3 protein-coding genes are annotated in these 3,963 nt (G+C 62.9%); 2 read left to right on the top strand and 1 reads right to left on the bottom strand.

Features of this window, described 5'->3' with window-relative positions; translation table 11 throughout:
* Positions 1-130 precede the first annotated feature (130 nt).
* On the bottom strand, positions 131-1,027 hold the full coding sequence (locus tag LJD17_RS23875) for a hypothetical protein (RefSeq protein ID WP_227386745.1): 897 nt from the start codon (positions 1,025-1,027) through the stop codon (positions 131-133).
* A 271-nt stretch (positions 1,028-1,298) separates the two neighbouring features.
* Between LJD17_RS23875 and LJD17_RS23880 the strand changes: the two genes are divergently transcribed.
* Together LJD17_RS23880 and LJD17_RS23885 are read left to right on the top strand one after the other, a co-directional pair.
* Entirely contained in the window at positions 1,299-3,632 is a 2,334-nt protein-coding gene (locus LJD17_RS23880; RefSeq protein ID WP_227386747.1) for an acyl-CoA dehydrogenase, read from the top strand.
* Positions 3,633-3,704: 72 nt separating this feature from the next.
* Positions 3,705-3,963 (top strand): hypothetical protein (locus LJD17_RS23885; protein WP_227386749.1); only part of this gene is annotated, 259 nt, incomplete at its 3' end.

The following is a 3,963-nucleotide window of genomic DNA, read 5'->3' on the forward strand; positions in this document are numbered from 1 at the left end:
CGCCGATGGAGCGGCGGCCGGCGGCGGCACCGGCGGGCGGCGGCTCGCGCTTTAGCGATATCGACGACGACATTCCGTTCTAGGCCGCACCACAGCAGAAATCCGGGCCAAAATCCCGGATTTTTTGTTTTCAGTGCTCTTCTGCCGGGTGCTTTTCCCGCGATATGCGTTCAAGCCTGCGAAGCTCCTTGGCGCGTTCTCGCAATTCCTCGCTGCCGGGAAGCCACCATCCGCGCCGTGCCGCCTCCTCTGCGTCCTGCGGATCCCGCGACGGGCGCGCCCGATAGATCTCGAGCAGAGCAGAAACACGCCAATGGGCCCAGACATAGGAAGGGCTCCCGCGGCGCATATGCGGGTAGAACTCCGTCACGCCAGGCTCGTCGAAAGGCTCGATATCGATAGCCTCGAAGACAACAATGCCCCATGCGTTCGTGGCCACCGGCTGCCCGAGGGGCGGAAGCGCGGCCGCAGGCACCGGAAAGCGACGGCGACGGCGCTCCGCCTGACGGATGCGGCTTGCCTCCTGACCCTTCGGATCTTGTCGCCGGGCCCGACGAGCCTCCGGCTCGTTTCGCCGTGCGGCTTCCTCGATCTCCGGCCACCGACTGAGCAGCTCATCGTAGGACCGGAACGGCACACGCCAGACCTTCGCGACCGGATCCCAGCGCGCCCAGGGGATCTGGCGCATCGCCTCGACCACCGTCCGCGAATAGGGGGTTCGCACGGCAAGGTCGCTCCCAACCGTCAGATAGGGGCTCGCCAGGGGCTCGAACGCGAAGGCATCCCGGCCCTTGTCGTCCGCATGGCGATCCAGAGTTTCCAGCTCCTGCGAGATCCAGACATCGAGCCGACGCACGGCGGTCGTTCCGGGAACGAACCAGCATTCTTCGTCCGGGCGCCATCGGGCGCGGGGGAAAGTCTCCCGGAACCGGCGCACCAATTCACGATCATAGGGAAAGCCCGCAAAAGCCCCCGGTTTGTCGCCGTCTGAGGGCCTCACTTGAAAGGCCGCCGCCAGGATCTCCATAGAACACGCAGCTCCGCTGCCTGAAGGGGTTTAAGCGATAACACCCGCACCGGACATTTCGATCCCGGCCCGGGCCGGCGATTGAATGCTCAAGCCTCGGTCTTGCCCTAGCTTTGGTCTTGCCAATACGCCGTAACCCTGGGCGAAATCTGTTCGCCCCCTAGAAAGGGAAACGGAAACAGCACAGCTGCCGTGGCAGACGGGCGTGTTTCCGAGGATCACCCATGGCGCCGTTCCTTGCCGGTGCCAGGTACGGAGAGTTCGAGACGCCATGACCCAAGAGAGCGAGAGTTTTCAGAGCGAGAGTTTTCGTCTGAAATGGCTGTCGCGGCCCGCCTTCCGTTTCGCCAAGAAAGCTATGCCGGGCCTGTCGGCAACCGAGAGCGAAGCCATCGAGGCCGGCGACGTGTGGTGGGACGGAGATCTGTTCACGGGCAATCCGGATTGGAACAAACTGCTTTCCGTTCCTCCGGCCCGCCTCTCCGCCGAAGAAGAAGCTTTCCTTTCTGGCCCGGTCGAAACCTTATGCGGCATGCTGGACGACTGGCGGATTACCTGGACCGACCGGGACCTGCCGGAAGAAGCGTGGGACTTCCTGAAGCGAAACAAGTTCTTCGGCATGATCATTCCCAAGGCCTATGGAGGCCTCGGGTTTTCTGCCTATGCGCATTCCGAAGTGGTGCGAAAGATCTCCACACGCTCCGTGGCGGCGGCGGTTGCCACCATGGTTCCAAACTCCCTCGGCCCTGGCGAATTGCTCTTGCAGTTCGGCACGAAGGAGCAGCAGGATTACTGGCTGCCACGCCTTGCCGACGGCCGCGAAATTCCGTGTTTCGGCCTCACGAGCCCTGAGGCCGGATCGGATGCGGCTTCCATGACCGATACCGGGATCGTCTGCCACGGCTTGCACGAAGACCAAGAGGTCCTCGGCATCCGGCTGAACTGGCACAAGCGCTACATCACGCTCGGGCCAATCGCGACGGTCCTAGGTCTTGCGTTCAAGCTCCACGACCCGCAGCGGCTTCTCGGCGGTGAGGAGGATGTGGGCATCACGGTGGCCCTCGTGCGGGCCACGGCGCAGGGGGTCGAGATCGGCGACCGCCATATTCCCTGTTTCCAGATGTTCCAGAACGGGCCCAATTCCGGTCGGGACGTGTTCATCCCTCTCGACGACGTCATCGGCGGACGGGAGCGGGCCGGGCAAGGCTGGCGCATGCTCATGAGCGCGCTGGCGGCCGGGCGTGGCATCTCCCTCCCCTCCCTCTCTGCGGCAGGTGCCGCCTTCGCGGCACATACCAGCGGAGCTTATGCGCGCATTCGGGAGCAATTTCACATCTCGATCGGCAAGTTCGAGGGGGTGCAGGAAAAGCTCGCGGCAATTGCCGGGACCGCCTACCAGCTCGACGCGGCGAGGCGGCTGACCTGTGCCGGTCTCGATCAAGGGCACCATCCGGCCGTTATCTCCGGCATCATGAAGCTTCATGCGACGGAGCGCATGCGCATCGCTCTGAACGACGCCATGGATATTCATGCCGGCAAGGCCGTGATTGACGGCCCTCTCAACTATCTCGGAAATTTCTATCGGGCGATTCCCGTCGGAATCACGGTCGAGGGCGCGAACATCCTGACCCGCTGTCTGATCATCTTCGGCCAAGGATCCATCCGTAGCCACCCTTACATTCTCAAAGAGCTTCTCGCCCTCAACGACCCGGATGAGGAACGGGGACTGCGAACGTTCGACAAGGTATTCTGGACGCATGTGGGCCATACGGCCAAAACCTTGTTCCGAACCTGGGGCCGCGCCTGGAGCGGCGGCCTGCTGTCCCCGGCCCCACGCGCGGGCGCGGCGACGCGCTATTACCGTCAGATGGGCCGCTATGCGGCCGCCTTCGCGCTTGCGGCCGACTTTGCCTTTCTCACCATGGGTGGCGCCCTCAAGCGACGGGAACTGATCTCCGCCCGCTTCGGCGACGTCCTGTCGGAACTCTATCTCCTGTCCGCCGCTCTCAAACGCTGGCAGGACGAAGGCCGCCAAGCCGGAGACCTGCCGCTTCTGCGCTATTGCATGTTGCGCGGCTTTCAGACGATCGAAAGCCGATTTGCCGAGATCCTGGCGAACCTTCCCAACCGGCCGGCCGCCTGGCTTTTGAAGCTTCTGATCCAGCCCCTCGGAATGAGAGCCCTGGGACCGTCCGACGCACTCGTTGCTCAATGCGCGGCGCTTCTCGTCGAGCCCTCCCCCGGCCGGGACCGTCTGACAGCAGGCCTCTATCACGGCAAGGAGAACGATGGATTGTCGCGGCTCGAAAAAGCGTTCGCGCTCGTTACCCGGACGCAGCACCTGCGGGATCGGGTCAGAAAGGCCGGCCACAAGGACTGGCGAGCCGGCCTGCAGAACGGCACGATATCCGAGGCTGACGCAAAGCTCTTGGAGGACGTGGACGCGGCCGTGGCGGCGGCCATTGAGGTCGATTCATTCCCGCCCGATCAGATGACGCCATCCCGCTATTCCCCGCCGACGAATACCGGGAAAGAACCCGCGGAAACACCGCCCTCCGCCCCTTATGGAGGCGTGATTTCAGACCCGTCCCTAACCTTTCATTAACTATAAAAGCGCATTCTGGAATGACAGGCGCAGACGATATCGCGCGCCCCATTTTCCCAGAGGCGACGGCCCATGTCGGACATGACTTTCTCCCAGATTCTCGATCAGAAAATGATCCAGATCGAGCACATCGTGGCGGCACTCGCGGAAGATGCCGAGGATTTCAAGCTCCGTGAACTCCGCAATGTTCTCATCAGCATTGCGTCCCTGATAGGTCGCGATCCCGGGATTGAGGTATTGTCGGATGATGTTTACGGGGCTGGCTTGGTTGTTGTGGGGGACAGCGTTCTGGGCACGCGTCCGTATTCGCGCAAGCAGCGCTTGTTGACGA

It is taken from the genome of Microvirga rosea (assembly GCF_020595095.1).
In the GTDB taxonomy this organism is placed as follows: Bacteria; Pseudomonadota; Alphaproteobacteria; order Rhizobiales; family Beijerinckiaceae; genus Microvirga; species Microvirga rosea.